General features: G+C 40.5%; 21 protein-coding genes. 18 read left to right on the forward strand and 3 right to left on the reverse strand.

Going from position 1 to position 19,253, the window contains the following annotated elements; translation table 11 throughout:
- Window positions 1-497: 497 nt before the first annotated feature.
- Together ACFQWC_RS03335 and ACFQWC_RS03340 are read left to right on the forward strand one after the other, a co-directional pair.
- On the forward strand, window positions 498-1,775 hold the full coding sequence (locus ACFQWC_RS03335) for a Glu/Leu/Phe/Val family dehydrogenase (protein ID WP_299738034.1): 1,278 nt from the start codon (window positions 498-500) through the stop codon (window positions 1,773-1,775).
- Window positions 1,776-2,555: 780 nt separating this feature from the next.
- Window positions 2,556-3,521: a YpdA family putative bacillithiol disulfide reductase gene (locus ACFQWC_RS03340; RefSeq protein ID WP_299738031.1), complete on the forward strand. Its 966-nt coding sequence runs from the start codon at window positions 2,556-2,558 to the stop codon at window positions 3,519-3,521.
- Between the two features lie 76 nt (window positions 3,522-3,597).
- Here the strand turns inward: ACFQWC_RS03340 and ACFQWC_RS03345 are convergent, their stop codons facing one another.
- On the reverse strand, window positions 3,598-4,575 hold the full coding sequence (locus tag ACFQWC_RS03345) for an asparaginase (RefSeq protein WP_377106044.1): 978 nt from the start codon (window positions 4,573-4,575) through the stop codon (window positions 3,598-3,600).
- A gap of 87 nt (window positions 4,576-4,662) precedes the next feature.
- Between ACFQWC_RS03345 and prsW the strand changes: the two genes are divergently transcribed.
- The gene (prsW, locus tag ACFQWC_RS03350) at window positions 4,663-5,349 is read left to right on the forward strand and encodes a glutamic-type intramembrane protease PrsW (RefSeq protein ID WP_299738028.1); all 687 of its coding nucleotides are present in this window, start codon (window positions 4,663-4,665) and stop codon (window positions 5,347-5,349) included.
- A 110-nt stretch (window positions 5,350-5,459) separates the two neighbouring features.
- Here prsW and ACFQWC_RS03355 read toward each other — a convergent pair whose 3' ends face one another.
- On the reverse strand, window positions 5,460-5,804 hold the full coding sequence (locus ACFQWC_RS03355; RefSeq protein WP_148970017.1) for a hypothetical protein: 345 nt from the start codon (window positions 5,802-5,804) through the stop codon (window positions 5,460-5,462).
- A 274-nt stretch (window positions 5,805-6,078) separates the two neighbouring features.
- On the opposite strand from ACFQWC_RS03355, the gene sleB reads away from it, so the two are divergent.
- The 8 genes from sleB to fni all read left to right on the forward strand — a co-directional run bounded on the left by sleB (window position 6,079) and on the right by fni (window position 12,980).
- Complete coding sequence (sleB, locus tag ACFQWC_RS03360; protein WP_299739575.1) at window positions 6,079-6,915, forward strand: spore cortex-lytic enzyme; 837 nt, start codon at window positions 6,079-6,081, stop codon at window positions 6,913-6,915.
- A 14-nt stretch (window positions 6,916-6,929) separates the two neighbouring features.
- Complete coding sequence (gene ypeB, locus ACFQWC_RS03365; RefSeq protein ID WP_377106046.1) at window positions 6,930-8,276, forward strand: germination protein YpeB; 1,347 nt, start codon at window positions 6,930-6,932, stop codon at window positions 8,274-8,276.
- Window positions 8,277-8,415: 139 nt separating this feature from the next.
- Window positions 8,416-9,063, forward strand: coding sequence for a flagellar brake protein (locus ACFQWC_RS03370; RefSeq protein ID WP_299738024.1), 648 nt, complete (start codon window positions 8,416-8,418; stop codon window positions 9,061-9,063).
- A 43-nt stretch (window positions 9,064-9,106) separates the two neighbouring features.
- Window positions 9,107-9,304: a YpfB family protein gene (locus ACFQWC_RS03375; RefSeq protein WP_377106048.1), complete on the forward strand. Its 198-nt coding sequence runs from the start codon at window positions 9,107-9,109 to the stop codon at window positions 9,302-9,304.
- Window positions 9,305-9,404: 100 nt separating this feature from the next.
- Window positions 9,405-10,073, forward strand: a complete 669-nt coding sequence (gene cmk, locus ACFQWC_RS03380; protein WP_299738022.1) for a (d)CMP kinase — start codon at window positions 9,405-9,407, stop codon at window positions 10,071-10,073.
- Between the two features lies 1 nt (window position 10,074).
- On the forward strand, window positions 10,075-10,656 hold the full coding sequence (locus ACFQWC_RS03385) for a lysophospholipid acyltransferase family protein (RefSeq protein ID WP_299738021.1): 582 nt from the start codon (window positions 10,075-10,077) through the stop codon (window positions 10,654-10,656).
- 119 nt (window positions 10,657-10,775) lie between these two features.
- Window positions 10,776-11,909: a 30S ribosomal protein S1 gene (rpsA, locus tag ACFQWC_RS03390; protein WP_299739571.1), complete on the forward strand. Its 1,134-nt coding sequence runs from the start codon at window positions 10,776-10,778 to the stop codon at window positions 11,907-11,909.
- A gap of 12 nt (window positions 11,910-11,921) precedes the next feature.
- Window positions 11,922-12,980 (forward strand): type 2 isopentenyl-diphosphate Delta-isomerase, encoded by a 1,059-nt coding sequence (fni, locus tag ACFQWC_RS03395; RefSeq protein ID WP_377106051.1) that lies wholly within the window; start codon window positions 11,922-11,924, stop codon window positions 12,978-12,980.
- A 437-nt stretch (window positions 12,981-13,417) separates the two neighbouring features.
- On the opposite strand, the gene ACFQWC_RS03400 is transcribed toward fni, so the two are convergent.
- Window positions 13,418-13,549 carry a YpzI family protein gene (locus tag ACFQWC_RS03400; protein WP_299738017.1) on the reverse strand — a complete coding sequence of 44 codons (132 nt, stop codon included), beginning with the start codon at window positions 13,547-13,549 and terminating at the stop codon, window positions 13,418-13,420.
- 100 nt (window positions 13,550-13,649) lie between these two features.
- Between ACFQWC_RS03400 and ACFQWC_RS03405 the strand changes: the two genes are divergently transcribed.
- The 7 genes from ACFQWC_RS03405 (at window position 13,650) to ACFQWC_RS03435 (ending at window position 19,229) form a co-directional block, all read left to right on the forward strand.
- Window positions 13,650-14,267: a YphA family membrane protein gene (locus ACFQWC_RS03405; RefSeq protein WP_341356546.1), complete on the forward strand. Its 618-nt coding sequence runs from the start codon at window positions 13,650-13,652 to the stop codon at window positions 14,265-14,267.
- A complete protein-coding gene (locus tag ACFQWC_RS03410; protein ID WP_299738013.1) occupies window positions 14,264-15,160 on the forward strand; it encodes a YIEGIA family protein in 897 nt (298 codons plus the stop codon). The genes ACFQWC_RS03405 and ACFQWC_RS03410 overlap by 4 nt, the downstream gene beginning before the upstream one ends.
- A complete protein-coding gene (locus ACFQWC_RS03415; protein ID WP_299738011.1) occupies window positions 15,157-15,348 on the forward strand; it encodes a capping complex subunit for YIEGIA in 192 nt (63 codons plus the stop codon). Before ACFQWC_RS03410 ends, ACFQWC_RS03415 begins: the two co-directional genes overlap by 4 nt.
- A gap of 172 nt (window positions 15,349-15,520) precedes the next feature.
- Window positions 15,521-16,831 carry a ribosome biogenesis GTPase Der gene (der, locus tag ACFQWC_RS03420; protein WP_299738008.1) on the forward strand — a complete coding sequence of 437 codons (1,311 nt, stop codon included), beginning with the start codon at window positions 15,521-15,523 and terminating at the stop codon, window positions 16,829-16,831.
- Between the two features lie 16 nt (window positions 16,832-16,847).
- Window positions 16,848-17,894, forward strand: a complete 1,047-nt coding sequence (locus tag ACFQWC_RS03425; protein WP_299738006.1) for an NAD(P)H-dependent glycerol-3-phosphate dehydrogenase — start codon at window positions 16,848-16,850, stop codon at window positions 17,892-17,894.
- A 404-nt stretch (window positions 17,895-18,298) separates the two neighbouring features.
- Complete coding sequence (locus ACFQWC_RS03430; RefSeq protein ID WP_299739569.1) at window positions 18,299-18,487, forward strand: DUF2768 domain-containing protein; 189 nt, start codon at window positions 18,299-18,301, stop codon at window positions 18,485-18,487.
- Between the two features lie 31 nt (window positions 18,488-18,518).
- Window positions 18,519-19,229, forward strand: coding sequence for a hypothetical protein (locus tag ACFQWC_RS03435; protein ID WP_299738004.1), 711 nt, complete (start codon window positions 18,519-18,521; stop codon window positions 19,227-19,229).
- Window positions 19,230-19,253 lie beyond the last annotated feature (24 nt).

Genomic DNA, 19,253 nt, shown 5'->3' on the forward strand with positions numbered 1-19,253 from the left:
GGCTTGGGGCTCGAGGTCATAAGCCAAGTAACCCAAAAAGGCAAAGAGCGCCTTTCCGGGTTACTCGTCTTATGCTTGTCGCCCCAGGGCGAGCCCCTTCCGCTTTTCGATATGTCCAGCTCCAGGGGCTTGGGGCTCGAGGTCATAAGCCAAGTAACCCAAAAAGGCAAAGAGCGCCTTTCCGGGTTACTCGTCTTATGCTTGTCGCCCCAGGGCGAGCCCCTTCCGCTTTTCGATATGTCCAGCTCCAGGGGCTAGCCCCTCGAGGTCATAAGGCGAGACCACCAAAAAGGCAAAGAGCGCCTTTCCGGTGGTCTCGCCTTATGCTTGTCGGGTCTGCCCAAGCCGCCTCCGCTTTTCGTTTATGATAGCGTTTTCAAAAAAATCTTCTTTTTTTTATTTTCCTTCTTTGCAAGAGGAAATCAAACGTGTATACTATGTCATGAAAGCGGACGAGGTTCCGTTAAACAGTGAAGGATACTGGGAGGTTTACATACATGGTAGCCGAAAAGGGGAAAGAAAATCACCAAGCATCTGATCAACACGATGTACTGAAATCTACACAAACGGTTATTCATCTTGCACTTGATAAATTGGGGTATTCACAAGAAGTATTTGAATTATTAAAAGAACCTGTAAGAATGTTAACAGTTAAAATACCAGTCCGGATGGATGATGGGAAAGTAAAAGTTTTCACGGGATACCGTGCTCAACATAATGATGCAGTTGGACCGACAAAGGGCGGGATCCGTTTTCACCCGAATGTTACAGAGAAAGAAGTGAAAGCACTTTCAATATGGATGAGTTTGAAGTGTGGAATTGTAGACCTTCCGTACGGTGGAGGTAAAGGGGGAATCATTTGTGATCCCCGGGATATGTCATTTAGAGAATTAGAGAGGTTGAGTCGTGGTTATGTACGCGCGATCAGCCAAATTGTAGGGCCTTCTAAAGATATTCCAGCTCCTGATGTTTTCACTAATTCTCAAATCATGGCGTGGATGATGGATGAATACAGCCGAATAGATGAGTACAATTCTCCAGGGTTCATTACAGGGAAACCATTGGTGCTTGGAGGATCTCATGGTCGCGAAACGGCAACCGCGAAGGGCGTGACCATTTGTATCCATGAAGCAGCCAAGAAAAAAGGGATAAAGCTTGAAGGGGCGAGAGTCGTCGTTCAAGGCTTCGGTAATGCTGGAAGCTTCCTTGCAAAGTTTATGCATGACGCAGGAGCAAAGGTGATAGGGATATCTGATGCCTACGGCGGTCTTCATGACGAGGATGGCTTGGATATCGATTATTTGCTGGATCGTCGAGATAGCTTTGGAACGGTTACGAAATTATTTAATAATACGATTACAAATGAAGAACTATTAGAGCTTGATTGTGACATTCTCGTGCCTGCAGCAATTGAGAATCAGATTACAGAAAAAAATGCTCACAATATTCGGGCGAGCATTGTGGTAGAAGCTGCGAACGGCCCGACGACATTAGAAGCGACAAAAATCTTAACAGAGCGAGGGATTTTGTTAGTGCCGGATGTATTAGCTTCATCGGGCGGAGTAACGGTTTCTTACTTTGAATGGGTACAAAATAATCAAGGATACTATTGGTCTGAAGAAGAAGTGGAAGAAAAGCTGGAAAAGATTCTAGTCAACTCCTTTAATAATGTATATGAAACTTCGCAGTCCAGACGAGTCGATATGAGACTTGCGGCTTATATGGTAGGCGTTAGAAAAATGGCAGAAGCATGCCGATTCAGAGGTTGGATTTAATTTCATAAGAACGGGATGAGATGGACGCTATCTCATCTTTTTTTTATTTGTCTTTTTAATAGGCTCTTTTGGCAAAGATTGTTGTTTTCTAGCATAGGACCTGCCAGGGCTCCAACCAGCTTATACTGGATGGTGAGGGGAACTGCTCCGCTTGCAGTTAGCGTTCGGCCGAGCCTCCTCAGCTTAGCCGAACGGGGTCTCGGCACGACCAAAATCCGCCGGAGTCTACACAGTTCCCCTCACCGTGTATAAGAGTTTTTCGTGACAGAGCTTATTTATGCTAATAAACAATTGAAAGAAACAGTTTGTCCTATACGAGCTAAAATCTACTGTACAATCAGAAAATTGCTGTATTCTAAACGATTATGATATTTATATTAGTCTATAGTAAGAAACTCACACTTAGAAAGTTGATTGGAGCGGAAGGTGCTCGACTCCTGCGGGAATAGCGGGAAAGTTGAGACCCCGCAGGGCAAAGCCTGAGGAGGCTCAACTCACGCCCCGCGGAAAGCGAGCACCTGGAGCGGAAATCAACTAGCACTTTCTCCTATACAATAGCAACAAACTATACGAAAAGAACCTTTTAATAAAAGTATTGAATAGCATTAAATTCAGCTGTTATTACAGATAATATTGAAGGCAGGGATAAAAGATGTGAGTGCTTCCTTTTGACCTAAACACAATCTTATTCCATAATAATTGGGTAGAGAATATTTTAACATCTGAAGTGCACGAACGTAAATCACCATTCAGATAGAGGAATTGAAGGAGTGTCTGAATTTGAAAATGGAAGAATGCATTATTGTGGGTGGAGGACCTTGTGGGTTGTCTGCTGCTATTAGTTTAAAAGAAAAAGGAATCAACCCTTTAATCATTGAAAAAGGGAATATTGTGAATGCCATATATCACTATCCGACTCATCAAACCTTTTTTTCATCAAGTGAGAAGCTTGAAATTGGTGAGGTTCCTTTCGTGATCGAAGAACATAAACCAAGAAGAAATCAGGCGCTCGTGTATTATCGTGAAGTGGCTAAGCGGAAAGAATTAAGAATCAACCGATTCGAAACCGTTCATAAAGTCGAGAAGCAAGGCGACCGTTTTTCGGTTTCCACTTCAAAGGGAACGTATGAAAGTAAGTCGATTGTCATTGCGACTGGCTACTATGATCATCCTAATTTTTTAGAGATTCCAGGAGAGGACTTAGAGAAAGTGTTTCATTATTTTAAAGAAGCACATCCCTTTTTTGACACAGATGTGGTTGTGATCGGAGGGAAGAACTCAGCGGTCGATGCAGCTCTGGAATTGAATAAAGCGGGGGCAAGAGTAACCGTTCTATACCGTGGGAGTGAGTACTCAAAGAGCGTGAAGCCTTGGATTCTCCCTAACTTTGATGCACTTGTCAGAAATGGCGAAGTAACGATGGAATTCAACGCGTGCGTAGAGGGAATTACAGATGACTCTGTCATTTACAATGTAAATGGCGAGAAAAAAGAAATCAAGAATGACTTTGTGTTTGCGATGACAGGTTATCACCCGGATCATAGCTTTTTGACGAAAATGGGGATTGATATTGATAAGGAAACCGGAAGACCTTCCTATCATCCCGAAACGATGGAAACCAATGTAGAGGGCGTCTATATTGCAGGTGTCATAGCTGCTGGGAATAATGCGAATGAAATTTTTATTGAAAATGGCCGTTTGCATGGAGGATTAATCTCTGAATCCCTTACCCAAAAGTATAAATGATGAAAAGGAATGAGGCTCTGATGTGAGCCTCTTTCCTTTCTGTTGGGTATCTTTTTAGCCTGGCTGGAGAACAATCTTAATTTTTGAAAATCGTTTCTAATTCTTTAATGTCATTGGTTTGGGAAAGTGCAACCATTAATTTAATTCTCGCCTTTTGTCCGTTTAGACCGTTTGAAAAGATAACCCCTTTTTCTTTCAATTGTTTCCCCCCACCTGAATAGCCGTATATATCCTGAACAATTCCATTAAAGCATCTCGAAACCAAGACAACAGGAATGTTTGCAGCTAACAGCTCATTGATTCCATTGACCGTATCAGGTGGGAGATTTCCTTGTCCCAATGCTTCGATTACAACTCCATCATATTGTAAATCTTTAATGGCTATCAATAAGCCAGAGTCCATTCCAGCATATGCCTTGATCAGCGTCACTCTCTTTGAAATATCACAAACATGATAGTATTCATTTGAAGTAGGCTGGTGATGAAAGAGGACGCCTCTTTTCGTCACAATGCCGATCGGACCATACTGTGGACTTTGAAAGGTAGATACATTGCTTGTGTGAGTTTTGGTCACGTTCTTCGCAGAGTGAATTTCGTCATTCAGGACGACTAAAACCCCTTTGTTCTTGGATTTGTCATCAGCAGCTACCCGAACGGATGAAATGAGGTTATAAAGACCGTCCGCTCCAATTTCATTACTTGATCTCATTGCCCCTGTTACGACTAGGGAGACTGGAAGAGAAAGGGTTAAATCCAGGAAGTAGGCAGTTTCTTCGAGCGTATCTGTTCCGTGGGTAATGACGACACCGTCAAATGATTTTTCCCTATATTTCGTTTCAATGATCTCTTTCAATTGCTGCATGTGCTCTGTTGTAATATGGGGGGAAGGCAGATGAAATGCTTCTAAGACCGTTAAATTTGCTAAATTCGATACGATAGACGTTTGTACCGAAAGGGGATTTTCCTTCCCAGGAGTGACTGCTCCAGTCTGTTCGTCTTCCATCATAGAGATGGTACCGCCTGTATGTATGACCAAAATATCTTTCTTCATCATTCATTCCTCCAACCAAATAAATTCCTGTTTCCATTCCTACATTAACATGATACGATTAAGAAAACAGAAAGAAAAGAGGACTTTTTTATGCTGGTGATTTTATCAGCGGGTATAGCACCAGGATTAGCATTGCTAAGTTACTTTTATTTGCGGGATGAATATGAGGCAGAACCTATTACGCTAGTGTTCAAAACCTTTATGTATGGGGCCCTTATCACCTTTCCTATTATGTTCTTACAATATGTGTTAGAAGTTGAAGGAATCATTGATTCCAATTGGTCGACGGCTTTCATTTCTTCCGGGCTTTTAGAAGAATTCTTCAAATGGTTTATTTTAATGTTTGCGATTTTCCAACATGTTGATTTTAATGAACCATACGACGGCATAATTTATGGTGCAAGTGTGTCACTTGGTTTCGCTACTATTGAAAATATTTTGTATTTGGTTGCAAACGGTGTTGAACATGCATTTGGAAGAGCGATCCTTCCTGTTTCAAGTCATGCCTTGTTCGGTGTCATTATGGGATATTACTTAGGAAAAGCAAAGTTTTCCTCAAGTGAAGAGAGGCATAAGTGGCTATTTATTGCGATATCTGTGCCCATCCTGTTACATGGAACATATAATTACATCTTTTTAGCCGAGAAAAACTGGGTCTATTTTATGGTACCGTTTATGTTTTTCTTATGGTGGCTGGGTTTGAAGAAAGTGAAAAGTGCTCATCGTTTAACAGAAAAGAAATATACACGTACTGAATTCGATAAAGAAATTATCTAAAAGACGCTTTACTATTTGAAGCGTCTTTTTTTACATTGTATTTTCAGATACTCTTATGTACTCCCGGTAACAAAGAACCGCCTTTTTGCTAAGGCGGTCTCATTTAATATTCACTTGTAAGCAGCTGCCAGGTCTGTTTTGGGTGCTTCCTTTCGTTTCACTTCATCAATTTTATTCACGAACATTTGAAACACTTTTCTTTTTTCGTCCAATTCGCGTATGTATTCCTTCAGTTCATTGTACTTTTCTTCAAAAGGCTTATGATACATTTCCCTGATATTTTCGATGATTTCCTCATTCACTGTTGATTGAATGACTTGCTTTGTAATGCCGTACTTATAGGAATACACCTTCAGTTCCTTCTTTATCTCTTCGTAATCAGTATTAATCTGATCCAACACCTCTGAAATATCTTCTTTCCACTCATCTAATGACTTTGCTAAATAGTCCTCCATCATGACCTCCCTTTCAATTCCGGATTTGTTTGAAGTAATCCTCATTCCATTATAACTTCCATTGTTTACATGGCTTTTGCTGACACATTACATTGTCTTATCAAAGTGCTTGTAGCCTCTTAACGAGACGATTCCGCTTATGGGCTTGCTAATTTTTATTATTCACTTGTATAAAATGGGAGCCACTACAAAAACTAGAGTTAATGTTAATTGAAGATATGGAGGTTAAAGCATTATGAATAGTCGTTTCAAATTGATTTCTACTTCAGTCGTCATGGTGCTTATGTTTTCTCTTTTTATGATTTCATCTGAAGGAGAGAAGGCAGACGCTTTTTCTAATCAAGTAATCCAACATGGCGCAACAGGTGAGGATGTAATCGAACTGCAATCCAGACTTCAATATATCGGATACTATAACGGTGATATTGATGGAGTATTTGGGTGGGGCACATATTGGGCTCTAAGAAACTTTCAATATGAGTTCGGACTTCCTATTGATGGATTGGCAGGAGCGAAAACGAAAGAAAAACTGGTGAAAGCCTCAAAGTATAACAAGCAATTTGTAAAAAAACAAATTGAAAAAGGCAACAACTTCACTCATTATGGCGGAACAGATTTAAATAAACAAAAAGGTCCTGGAGGTGGCGGGGCTGGAGGCGGAAAATCCGGTGGAAAAGCAGCTCCTCAAAAGAAGCCTGCTCCAAAACCAACACCCACTCCTTCCAAGCCAACGGCAGTGAATACGCCTAATGGATTTTCACAAAACGACATTCAATTGATGGCAAATGCGGTATATGGAGAAGCCCGGGGTGAACCGTATGAGGGACAAGTTGCGGTAGCAGCGGTAATTCTCAATCGAATTGACAGCTCGGCATTCCCGAATACAGCGGCGGGGGTCATCTTTGAGCCTGGTGCCTTTACAGCCGTAGCAGATGGGCAAATATGGTTAACGCCAAATGAAAAAGCGAAAGAAGCGGTTTTAGATGCCATAAACGGCTGGGATCCTTCTTCAAGTGCTCTCTATTACTTTAACCCTGTGACAGCAACAAGCAAGTGGATTTGGTCACGTCCACAAATTAAGAAAATTGGAAAGCACATATTCTGTAGTTAAAGAGGTGAAGTACATTGCTACGTGTCATTTTAATAACGGTGCTCGTCCTTGGTGTTGCAGGAACCGCATTCTGGGGATACCAAGAGCATCAGGAGAAAAATGCGATATTAATCAATGCTGAAAATAACTATCAAAGAGCGTTCCATGAGTTAACTTATCAAGTGGATCTGGTTCACGATAAAATAGGTTCGACTCTTGCCATGAATTCAAGGAAATCATTGTCTCCGGCACTTGCCGATATATGGAGATTAACTTCTCAGGCGCACAGTGATGTAGGGCAGCTTCCGTTAACGCTGCTGCCGTTTAATAAAACAGAAGAGTTTTTAAGTAATATTGGAGATTTCAGCTACCGAGTAGCAGTGAGGGATTTAGATAAGAATCCTTTAACGGATAAAGAATATAAATCACTTGAAAATTTATATGAACAAAGTGCTGATATTCAGAATCAGTTAAGAAAGGTCCAACATCTGGTTATGGAGAACAACCTGAGATGGATGGATGTGGAGCTTGCTCTGGCGTCAGGGAATGAACAGGCTGATAACACCATTATCGATGGCTTTAAAACCGTTGAAAAGAATGTTTCCGGATATGATGAAGCAAACTTTGGTTCGACAACATTTGTGAATACCGAGAAGAAAGACCGGAATTTTCAGAAGATTAAAGGGGAAGAGATTTCAAAGGATGAGGCTGTTTCAATCTTAAGAAAATACTCCGGGATAAGTGAAAAGATTGATGCAAAAGTAACGAAGAGCGGAAAAGGCTCTGACTATAAATTTTATAGTGTTACGGTTGAAAAAGGTAAAACACATGCAAGTATGGATGTAACTCAAAAAGGGGGATATCCAATCTGGTATATAAACAATCGGGAAGTGCAGAAAGCAAAAATTAGTCTAAATAAAGCGGCAGAGAAAGCGACTGCGTTCCTGAAAGATAACGACTTTTCCAATTTAGAACTATTTGAAAGTGCACAGTATGATAACATTGGAATTTTCACATATGTGACAGTCCTGGATGGTGTAAGGATTTATCCGGATTCTGTTAAAATAAAGGTAGCATTGGATAATGGTCAAATCGTCGGGTTTGCTGCCGAAGAATATTTAAAGAATAACCATGACAGAGAGATTGCTGAACCGTCCATTACTCAGGAACAAGCGAAAGAAACGACCAACCCTAACCTTAAAGTAATGGAAGAGCGTCAATCTGTCATTGTGAATGATCTAAATGAAGAAGTGCTATGCTACGAATTCTTAGGAATGCTAGGAAAAGATACCTTTAGAATATTCATCAATGCAAACACTGGAGAAGAAGAAAAAGTAGAGAAACTAAGAAAAGCGGAACCGATTTATGAAGAAGTCGTATGAGCAGACAGGGACGGACCTCCGAAATGGAGGTCCGTCCCTGTGTTATTAAATTCAGAACAGAGCTATAAAAAGGTATGGAAAGGGGATGAAAGTCATGCCATAATAAAGATACTTAAACTGAAAGTGGGAGTTTCGGACTATGATAAAAGCAGGTACCACATTGCAGTTGGAACCGATCCATAATGATACATTTGAACGTTATAGGTGCCGGGTCGTTGAGCTTGGCGATGAAGGCATTTATATTGATTACCCCATTCATACGAAAACTGAGAAAGCCATTTTTTTAATTGATGGTACACAGCTTAAAGCCAGTTTCATTGTTAATGAGCAAACGGTACTTATGTTTGAAACAGAAGTAATGGGACGGAAATTATCCAAAATCCCGATGATCCATCTTCACTACCCTGGTGAGGGAGGTTTAGTAAAGATACAAAGAAGGCAGTTTGTTCGTGTTGAAGCCAATACGGATATCTCTTTAAAAATAAATGATCACTATCACCCGACGTTAACAGAGGATATAAGTGCAGGTGGCTGTGCTGTAATGGTGAGACAAGGAATGAACCTTGAAAGTGGTTCTGTGATATCCACTATCATCGTCCTTCCAATGCAAACGGGTGAATGCCAGTATGTAGAGATAGAAGGCAAGGTCATACGGGTTTGGGAAAAAGATCATAAACAAATCGCCAGTATTGAATTTATACATTTATCTGAAAATCAACGACAGCTTATTCTAAGATATTGTTTTGAACGACAGCTAAATTTAAGGAAAAAAGGGTTGCTTGAATAAAAATCCATTATTTACACATACTTTTTCTATGAATAGGAAAAGGGTGAGTACAATTAAATCGGTTGAACGAATATTAATCAATTTAGTCATTATCCATTTTATTTTATTAATAGCAGTCCAATTTGCTTTTCATCAATTAAATATCTTTCCGGAGCTCCACAAGATTGTTTTTTATGAGGGAGTGGAGAAAATGGAATACAGTGAAATAGTCGAAACCTTATCGGGTAAAGCAGGTGATTGATTGCCTGCTCTTTTTTTTGAATAAAGATTCTTTCAACGTGATATGAGATTTATGTTAAAATAGGTAAGAAAATTATTAGGAATTTAAGTAGGTGGATTAGTTGAAGAAATTAAGAATTGCAATCGATGGTCCTGCAGCGGCGGGGAAAAGTACAGTAGCGAAAATTGTAGCAGGTAAATTATCTTATCTTTATATTGATACTGGGGCGATGTACCGTTCATTAACATATAAAGCTTTGAAAATGAATATAGACTTGCATGATGAAAATGAGTTGAAGAATTTATTGTCTCAAACAACAATAAAGCTTGAACCGACTGAAGATGGTCAAATTGTATATTTAGATGGAGAAAATGTGACAGATGAAATCCGTCAGGCTGCCGTTACCAATTCGGTATCTCATGTGGCCGTTCATTCTCAAGTCAGAGAAGAAATGGTGAATAGGCAGCAGCACTTAGCTGAACAAGGTGCTGTTGTAATGGACGGAAGAGATATCGGGACTCATGTGATTCCCGACGCTGAAATTAAAGTATTCTTATTAGCGAGTGTAGAAGAAAGAGCGCAAAGAAGACATGAAGAAAATGTGTCGAAAGGGTTTCCTTCTGACTTGGAACAATTGAAAGAAGACATCGCTCGCCGTGACAAGATTGATTCAGAAAGAGAAGTGGCTCCTCTTAAGAAAGCGGATGACGCAATTGAAATAGACACAACTTCACTGTCCATTTCAGAAGTAGTGGATCAAATTATGTTGCTAGTAGAAAGGAAAGGTTAATGTGAACTTGTATTCCTTTGCAAAAGGACTCGTTAAATCGATTCTTTCCCCGCTGTATCGTATCGAGGTCCAGGGGTTAGAGCACTTCCCGAAAGACGGGGGAGTCCTATTGTGTGCCAATCATATTGATAACTTAGATCCGCCTGTGGTAGGGATTTCAGCTCCCAGACCTGTTTCGTTCATGGCTAAAGAAGAGCTTTTCAGTGTCCCGGTATTAGGTAAGCTATTACCTGATTTACGGGCATTCCCGGTGAAAAGGGGAATGAGTGACCGGGAAGCACTCCGGAAAGGTTTACAGGTTCTTAAACAAGGGGATGTTTTAGGACTGTTCCCGGAGGGTACTAGAAGTAAGACAGGGAAAATTGGTAAGGGATTGGCTGGAGCGGGCTTCTTTGCTCTTCGTTCCGATGCTTACGTTGTACCATGTGCGATCATTGGACCCTATAAGCCCTTCAAGAAATTAAAAGTCGTATTCGGCCCCCCTATTCCTATGGAGGGCATTCGTGAAGAAAGATTAAATGCAGAGAAGACGACCGAGATTATCATGCAGCATATTGAAAAACTAATACACGAGCATCAATAATATGAGCTTTCTCGCTTGACAAAAAGTAGTATTTATTAGAAGTTAGTAGAAAGAATATTTTAAATTGTGAAGTCTCGCAATTATCAAAATCTTTGCAGTCATGGATTAAGGAGGAGTACATAATGGAAGACATGAATGGAATTGAAGTGAAGAATCTTGAAATCGGTGAAAAAGTTAAAGGAACAGTTACTAAGGTTGAAGAGAAACAAGTCTTAGTTGACGTTCAAGATAGCAAAGTGGATGGCATCATTCCAATTAGTGAACTCTCAAGCCTTCATATCGAAAAAGCTTCTGATGTAGTCAGTGAAGGGGATGTACTTGAGTTAATCGTGACGAAAGTTGAAGAAGAACTTCTGGTTCTTTCTAAACGTAAAGTAGATGCTGAAAAAGCATGGGAAGAAATGAAAGTTCGCTTTGAAAATGGCGACGTCTTTGAAGCGGAAGTGAAAGATGTTGTAAAGGGCGGACTTGTAGTTGATCTTGGAGTTAGGGGTTTTGTTCCTGCATCATTAGTGGAAGATTATTATGTTGAGGATTTCTCGGACTATAAGGATAAAACTTTAACGTTTAAGATTGTAGAATTGGATCAGGAGAAAAATCGTCTAATCCTCTCACACCGCGCTGTTGTAGAAGCAGAAAAGCAGCAGCAGAAGAAACAACTTCTTACTGATATTGAATCTGGTGCTGTTCTTGAGGGGACAGTTCAGCGAATTACAGATTTCGGAGCGTTCGTAGACATTGGTGGAGTAGATGGATTGGTTCATATCTCTCAGCTTTCTCACGAACACGTTGAGAAGCCTTCAGACGTAGTAACCGAGGGTCAGAAAGTACAGGTCAAAGTATTAAGCGTTGATCGTGACAACGAACGTATTTCTCTATCCATTAAAGAAACCCTACCTGGACCTTGGAGTAACATTTCTGAAAAAGCACCCAAAGGCAGTGTTCTGGACGGAGTGGTAAAACGCTTAGTATCGTATGGAGCATTTGTAGAAGTGTTACCTGGTGTAGAAGGACTTGTTCACATCTCTCAAATTTCACATAAGCATATCGGTACCCCTCACGAAGTCCTACAGGAAAACCAAGAAGTACAAGTGAAGGTATTGGATGTAAATGAGAATGATCAACGTTTATCTCTAAGCATCAAATCTCTTGAAGAAAAAGAGGAAGAAGTGACTGATTACGAAATGCCTGAGGAAAATACCGGATTCCAATTGGGTGAAATGATTGGTGACAAATTAAAAGATCTTAAGTAATGGTGATGAATTGTGACAAGAGCTCAAAGAAAACAAGACCACATTAATTACGCTTTATCAACTGGCCAACAACGCAGAACAGGTTTTGATGAAGTTGCTTTTGTCCACCAAAGCTTACCGAATATAGCAGTAGATGACGTTCATCTACAGGCAAAAATTGGCGAACTTAATTGGAGTTCGCCAATTTTCATAAATGCTATGACAGGCGGCGGTGGTGAATCAACTTCTAAAATCAATGAAGAATTAACGATACTTGCACGGGAAACCGGTCTGGCAATAGCTGTCGGTTCTCAAATGTCTGCACTTAAAGACCCTTCAGAACGTAACACATATAAAGTCGTTCGCCAACATAATCCAAACGGAATGGTTTTTGGGAATTTAGGAAGCGAAGCAACTGTTCAACAGGCAAAAGATGCCGTGGAGATGATTGAAGCCGATGCGCTGCAGATTCACTTAAATGTCATACAAGAATTAACTATGCCTGAGGGAGACAGGGATTTCAGCGGCGCTCTTGAAAGAATACAGGAGATTGCTGGGAGTATTTCAGTACCTGTCATTGTGAAAGAGACGGGTTTTGGTATCAGTAAAGAGGTTGCCGAATCCTTGTCCCACTCAAATATTTCAGCCATCGATGTAGGCGGCTTTGGCGGAACAAACTTCTCGAAAATCGAAAATCAACGAAGAAAACGAATGTTGGAATTTTTCGATGATTGGGGGATTCCTACTGCCATATCGATCGCTGAGACTCATGCAACATCCTTGAAACCAATCCTAGCTTCCGGAGGCATCCAAAATAGTTTAGACATCGTTAAGTCTCTAGGTTTAGGGGCATCTGCTGTAGGGATGGCAGGGGTCATTCTCAAACAGCTTCTGGAATCAGGTCTAAAGGATTCCATTGATGAAGTGAATCAGATTCATACGGATATTCAGTTTCTGATGTGTGCCCTGGGGTGTAGGCGTCTAGAAGATCTTCACAGCGTTCCACTCGTGTTGTCAGGGGATGTGTTTCATTGGCTGGAAGTTAGAGGGTTGAATCCTGCAAGTTATAGCAAAAGAACGTTTAATAAGTAAAAAGAACGAATTCTCTTTTGAGAATTCGTTCTTTTTTTCTTGCGTGAGTTGAGTTGTGAATTTTGGGTATTTTTGTAAAACGGCTGGATTAACCCATAAAACGGCTGGATTTTAGTTCAAATCGGCCTGATTCCTGGCCATTTCCGCTGGATTATCATTCAAAACGGCCGGATTATTTAGAACTTCGGCTGAATTATTGTTTGTCCAAATGATTTCCAGTCAAATACGCTTGTCGGGCCAACCCAGGCTACCTTTCCGTGTGACTTCGTCTTATGCTTGTCGCCTCTATCAAGCCGCCTCCGCTTTTCTTGATGTCCAGCTACAGGGGCTTGGGGCTCGAGGTCATAAGCCAAGTCACCCAAAAAGGCAAAGAACGCCTTTCTGGGTGACTCGTCTTATGCTTGTCGCCCCAGGGCGAGCCCCTTCCGCTTTTCTTGTTACCTTTGCCCCTTTTTGGCTTCTTCCGGTCCTTGCAGGCTTGTTGCTCCGTTGTAGTGCAGGCCCTGGTCTCGGTCTGATTCTACTCGTTTGCTTTGTTTTAGTTTCTTTTCTTGACGATCTTTACCCATCGTAAACACCTCCCTTTCTTATTTTTTCTTTGAAAAGTTGATTCATACATGAATGAGATACATAAAGATTTTCCATAATGTAGATAATAGGAGGGAGTGAGTGATTGTGGATGGGATCCTGTATTTATGGTTGCTTTGGGGAATTTGGATTTATACGACGTTTATGATGAATAAGGCGCACCCCTATCGTTTTCGCTATTCATTCTTGTGTTTAGTGTTATTATGCGTGTTTCCATATGGTGTAAAAGTAGGTTCTGTGGACGTCGCAGCACCGATTTTTATTATAGGCCTTATTTGTTTCCGTTACTTAAGAATTCTTAGTTTGAGAGAGAAGTTTTATATGTATGTAGCTATTCTGACGATGGGAATGCTATATGCAGGCATAGGATTAGTGGCTATTTATGATCCTGTTCTAATGTTTATCGATCGGAACCTTATCATTGCTCTATCGCTTGCTTTCCTGGGTGTTCTTTTCTATGGCTCATCTTCATACGTGCTCCGGATGATCGCTATTGCCGGCAGTAGTATAGTTGGAGAAGTCTTTCTGAGCATTCCGTTAAAGAAGGTAGGATTATTTTATCCTATCGGTGGCCCTGTTTATCTTGATGTCCTGGCTATTTCTACTGGAATCCTTTTAATCATTAAGTTGTTTGGAGAAATTAATCAGTATTTTAACGTCAAAGTACAATCAAACAAAGGGGAAATGAAAAATCTATGAATGAGTATGTGTATCCGGTCATCTTCGGAGTAGTAGTGGGGACATTAACCAGAATTTATATGCTGCGTACAGACTATCGCCAATATCCCACTTATTTGCATGGGAAGATTATACATATCGCTCTTGGATTTATTGCTGCTGGCTTAGGCACCATCGCGATTCCTGCTTTACTAGAGGAGAACTTCACGGCGATTACTTTCTTGACCGTTGCTGCGTCTCAATTTCGGGATGTGCGAAATATGGAGAGGAACACATTGACAGAGTTAGATGCATATGAACTTGTCCCTAGAGGGGCCACATACATTGAAGGGATTGCCGTAGCATTTGAAAGCCGTAATTACTTGGTTATTTTCACTTCTCTCTTAGCTACTTTAGCTTATATTGTCTTTAACTTCTATGTAGCGCTGGTGATCAGTGCGATATGTATGGTGATTGCACATAAGCTAATGGCTGGGGGCAGGTTGAAGGATATCGTAACGATTGAATATGTGAAGCCTCATTTTGATGGGGCCGGACTTTACGTTGATAATATTTACATCATGAATATTGGATTAAAGGTAAGACAAGAAGAAATTTTAAAGTATGGAATGGGGTTTGTCCTTTCTCCCAAATCATTCGATGCCAGATCAACGGTAGCGAACCTTGGTCAAAGGCAAGCGATTCTTCATGATATGTCTACTTCGTTGGGGATATTTAAAGATTCAGGCACTCCCGCATTAACGCCACTGGCCAAGAGAGATTTGGACGATGGTCGAATAGGTGTCTTCGTCCTTCCGCAGCGAAAGGATGTAGAGAAAGCCATTGCCATTCTTGGGCAGGTACCGACCTTGGAAAATGCGATAAGAATGCCATCTGAATCAAAGGCGAATCAAGAGGGGAGTAAATTAGAATGAGTACATCTATTCAGAAGTTTATTCTCGCGACGGTTACGACAACCCCTGAAAAGGTTCCAAGTGGAACGAGCGTCTTTTATTGTAAAACAGATGAAGAATTGCAGAAAATCTGTGCAAATTTAGAAGCGATACTGGATGGTATTGCTCATGAACTGGATGAAGGGCTATTTATCATTGTAAAACATTGATTGCCAGTTTATTCTTTTATTGATAAAATAGTTAAGTTAGGGGGGACTGTCCCATAAGGAAACAATACCTTAAGGGCCAGTCCTTCTTATTCATAGTTATAAAGATGATTGAAATGGCTAAAAAGAGGAAATGTAAGAATAGGACAACCTTCTTACAGAAAGGGTGAATAACGTGACAAAACCAGTAGTAGCAATCGTAGGGCGTCCAAACGTTGGGAAGTCCACGATCTTTAATAGAATAGTTGGAGAAAGAATATCCATTGTTGAAGATGTACCTGGTGTAACAAGAGACCGTATATATAGTTCTGCTGAGTGGCTGACTCATGAATTTAACATTATAGATACAGGTGGAATTGAACTGGGAAATGAACCATTCCTGGATCAAATCAGACAGCAGGCTGAAATCGCTATTGATGAGGCGGATGTGATCGTATTCTTAACGAATGGACGTGAAGGAGTAACAGCAGCGGATGAAATCGTAGCGAAAATCCTTTATCGTTCGAAGAAACCGGTCGTACTGGGGATTAATAAGATTGATAACCCTGAAATGAGAGAAATGATTTATGATTTTTACGCCTTGGGATTTGGTGAGCCGTATCCAATTTCTGGTTCACATGGACTTGGTTTAGGAGATCTTCTTGATGAGGTTGTGAAAAACTTCAAACATGAAGAAGAAGAGGATTATGCAGAAGATGTGATCAAGTTTTCATTAATTGGTCGACCAAACGTTGGGAAATCTTCCTTAGTCAATGCTTTATTAGGTGAAGAGCGTGTGATTGTGAGTAACGTTGCTGGAACTACAAGAGATGCGATTGATTCCTCCTACACTTATGATGGACAGGATTATGTCATCATTGATACTGCAGGGATGAGGAAAAAAGGTAAAGTATATGAAACCACTGAAAAATACAGTGTGTTAAGAGCACTTAGAGCAATCGAACGTTCCGATGTCGTCTTATCTGTCATTGATGGAGAAGAAGGGATTATCGAGCAGGATAAGAAAATTGCCGGGTATGCTCATGATGCAGGTCGGGCAGTCGTGATCGTCGTGAACAAATGGGATGCCGTTGAAAAAGACGAGAAAACCATGAATAAATGGGAAAAGAATATCCGCGAACATTTTCAATTTCTTGATTATGCTCCGATCGTTTTCCTGTCTGCTAAAACGAAGAGACGGATCCATACACTACTTCCGATCATTAATATGGCGAGTGAAAATCACGCTCTGCGAGTGCAATCGAGCGTGTTGAATGAAGTGGTCATGGATGCAGTAGCAATGAATCCGACTCCTACAGATAATGGTAAGAGACTCCGGATCTACTATGCGACGCAAGTAGCTGTCAAACCACCGACTTTTGTGGTATTTGTTAATGATCCTGAATTAATGCACTTCTCATACGAACGATTCTTGGAAAATAGAATCCGTGATGCATTTGGATTTGAAGGAACTCCTATTCGTATTATTGCTCGCGCAAGAAAATAATAAGGTGGGTGTAAAAATGAGAAATTCAAAGAAAGTAACTGTCGTTGGAGCAGGAAGCTGGGGTACGGCTCTTGCTATGGTCCTGGCTGATAATGGCTTGGAAGTAAGATTATGGGGACACAAAAAAGAACAGATCGATGAAATTAATACTCAGCATACCAACCAAAAGTACTTGAAAGAGATTAAACTTCCAGAATCTATCAAAGGGTATCACGATCTTAAAGAGTCTTTAGATAGCGTTGATACCATTATCCTGGCTGTTCCAACGAAGGCGATTCGCGGAGTATTAGGGCAGATTCAAGAGGTTCAAAGTGCACCATTAACCGTTGTTCATGTTAGTAAGGGAATTGAACCTGATTCCCTTCTAAGAATCTCAGAGATGATCGAAGATGAAATGGATCCTGCTAAATTACATACAGTGGTGGTACTGTCCGGGCCTAGTCACGCAGAAGAAGTGAGTCTGAGACACCCAACGACCGTGACCGTTTCCTCTAAGGATATGAAGGCAGCTGAAGAGATTCAAGACTTATTTATGAACATGAATTTTCGTGTGTATACGAATCCGGATATGCTCGGGGTTGAAATCGGTGGGGCCTTAAAGAATATCATTGCCCTTGCAGCCGGAATTACAGACGGCTTAGGATATGGAGATAATGCAAAAGCGGCTCTTATTACAAGAGGACTGGCAGAAATAGCCCGTTTAGGAACTAAGATGGGAGCTAACCCATTAACGTTTTCAGGTTTAACCGGTATCGGTGATTTGATCGTTACGTGTACAAGTGTACACTCTAGAAACTGGAGAGCGGGAAACATGCTTGGTAAGGGTCATAACCTTGATGAGGTCCTGGATAATATGGGGATGGTTGTAGAAGGTGTACGGACGACCAAAGCGGCTCACCAGCTGGCAGAAAAGTATGAAGTGAAGATGCCGATTACCAATGCTTTATATGATGTGCTCTTTAATAAGGTAGAAGCGAAAGAAGCGGTTGACCACTTAATGGGTCGTGTCAAGACAAACGAAATGGAAGACCTTGTGAATATTCTCGGTGAGCGGTTAAATTAAGCTGATTCTTTTACCATGGGATGCCTTATCATCTTTCAAGGACAATGATATATAAAGAAGTGGAAATTTCTTTCGTAAACATTGAATTAATCTTGGAATAATAGGCATTCGAGGATGCGAACCTTGATACTGTTGCATACACTGTGATGAATATATACAGCTTTGCCTATGGATGGGTAGGTCTCCCTTTGTTTAGAGCAGCTCAAGTATTTTAACATCAAACGATGATGAAATACTTGAGAGGCTCTTTTTTTTTGAAAAGTTCTGCTAAAGGATGTTATCGAGCAGGGTAAGTCTCTCTATCGGTTTGTAACAGATTGATGAACAACCATTCTTTTCTAGTCCTTTATAAAAATCTTATGATATAATACATTCGATAACAGGAGGGATGTACTTTGAGTTCGATGATGAAGATGTGGATTTCGTTTGCATCTATGGGATTCATGTTTTTTGCTATATTAACGATCTATTTTAGCCGGTATAAAATCAAACAAAAATTCTTGCGTTTTATAACAGCATTCATGGCCTACATACTGATGATTGCTGGTGGACTTATGATGATTTATATTGTATTTAGTGGACCGACCAATTAGGTTGCTGTCCGATTGAAAGGACGTTTTTAGATTGAAACGCTTAGGTTTAATTGCATTTCTTCTTATTTTTACTATGAGTATTCTTTCTGGATGTATGTACCCTGAGGAAAAGCTTAGTCAGAATCAGATCCCTTATGAAACGCAGGTGAAAGCTGTACAAGATGCGGTAGAAACCTATCAAAAGGACAATGATGGGTTACTTCCAATTAAGACCAGAGATCAGGATACTCCCATTTATCAGAAGTATCCGATTGACTTCAGAAAGCTTTCACCCCAGTACCTAGCAGAGATTCCAGGGAATGCTTTTGAAAACGGTGGGATTTTTCAATATGTGCTGATAAACGTGGAGGAAAATCCTCAAGTCAAGATTTTCGACCTTAGGCTAGCAGAACAAATAAGAGAATTGAAAATCAGAATTGAAGCTCAAGGCTATCCGCCATTTAAAGAAGAAGTAGCCAATAATGTGTATACATTAAATTATAAAGAACTGGGTTATGATGGTGAAGTGTATGTGAATAGCCCTTATTCAAACAAAAATCTTCCCCTTGTCATTAATGGGGATGGTGAAATTTTTGTAGATTACTCAATGGACTTATTTGAACAGATTGAAACCAGTGATAAAGAACTTGAACCTGGTGTGGATATCAGGAATTTACTTGTCGAGGACACCTTTTTTGTTCCGGCATATTCTTTACCCTATACGGTGGATGAAAATAACGAACCTGTCTTTATGACAAAATAGGCATAACCCTTCTCTTACAAAATA

The organism is Rossellomorea sp. GCM10028870 (assembly GCF_042666755.1).
Classification (GTDB): domain Bacteria; phylum Bacillota; class Bacilli; order Bacillales; family Bacillaceae_B; genus Rossellomorea.